The sequence below is a fragment of the Streptomyces sp. NRRL F-5122 genome (assembly GCF_001507435.1).
Taxonomy (GTDB): Bacteria; Actinomycetota; Actinomycetes; order Streptomycetales; family Streptomycetaceae; genus Streptomyces; species Streptomyces lannensis.
Genome location: NZ_LMWH01000078.1, coordinates 1 through 1,204 on the forward strand (window position 1 = coordinate 1; position 1,204 = coordinate 1,204).

The 1,204-nt window shown below is 69.1% G+C and carries 2 protein-coding genes; both read right to left on the minus strand.

Annotated elements, in window-relative coordinates:
• The coding region (locus ADL25_RS10690; protein WP_420711341.1) for a DedA family protein at positions 1-368 on the minus strand (368 nt) is incomplete at its 3' end.
• A 139-nt stretch (positions 369-507) separates the two neighbouring features.
• Positions 508-1,203 (minus strand): polysaccharide deacetylase family protein, encoded by a 696-nt coding sequence (locus ADL25_RS10695; protein WP_059127439.1) that lies wholly within the window; start codon positions 1,201-1,203, stop codon positions 508-510.
• Position 1,204: the final 1 nt, after the last annotated feature.

A 1,204-nucleotide genomic window follows, 5' to 3' on the forward strand; every position in this document is an offset into this window, starting at 1 on the left:
TAGCGTTCCAGGAGCTCTTCGGCCCGCTTCATGCCGTCGTGCAAACGCTGCGAACGACTGCGGGCGACCAGCGCTCCCCCCGCCCGGCGGCCGATCAGATAGCCGCACTGCGCGCCGGCCAGGGCACCGACGGCCGCTGAGACGAGCAGCGGTGTCAGCGACAGCTGCACGGCCCGGTCCGCCGTCCCCGTGCACAGGAGCCCTGCCGTGAACAGCAAGGAGTCGCCCGGCAGGAAGAACCCGATGAGCAGACCCGTCTCTGCGAACAGCACCACACCCACGCCCACCACACCGAAGGCGGTCAGCAGAGACTGGGCGTCCAGTACGTTCACGGCGAGCTGCGAGGCCAGATGCAGCGGTGTGGTCATTCAGCGAAAGCCTTTCCCTATGGCCTTGAGGTGGGCAGTCGAACACCATGATCGACTACAGCGAAGTAGACGGTCTACAGAACTGTAGACGATCGAGAGCGGTGATGCGTTCCCGGCGAGGACGTGTCTTCGCGGACGCTCACAACCACCCGTGCTCGCGCAGAGGACCGACTTCGTGGCGGCGCTGCTCACATGTGTCGAGAATGCGCGGCAGCGCGCCCAGCGCAGAGCGCCACGCCCCGGGTGCGGAGGTGCAGTCGGAATCGTGGAGCAGAATGGTTCCGCCTCCGTCCAGGTCGGCCGTGACCGTGCGGTGGACGGACTGCGGCGTGGCCTTTGCCGTCCAGTCCTCTCCCCAGCAGGTCCACAGCACGGGAGTGAGCTCGAGGCTCCGGGCGGCGTGGTGGGCGCACGTCGACATGACGCCGTACGGGGGCCGGAAGAGCGTGGGGCGCTCCCCCGTGATCGCGGCGAGGGTGTCGCGGGCCCGGGCCAGGTCCTCGTACGTGGCTCGAGGGCCGCGCAGGAGCAGCGGTCGGTGCAGCCAGCCGTGCACACCTATCTCGTGACCGGCGGCCACGATCTCCTGGACCAACCCGGGAGAGCGCCGCGCCGCCCTGCCCAGCATGAAGAAGGTCGCACGGATGTTCCGCTCGTCGAGCACCTTCAGGAAGAACGGGGTGGAAAGGGGGTCGGGTCCGTCGTCGAAGGTCAGGGCCACGTGATCCGGGCGGCCGCGACCCGAGAGGCGGGGCATGAGCCGCCTGCGCAGTGGCCCGAAAGTGGAGATCACCGGGGCGGCGTGGGCGACGGCCAGAGTGGGCAGGGCCGCCAGT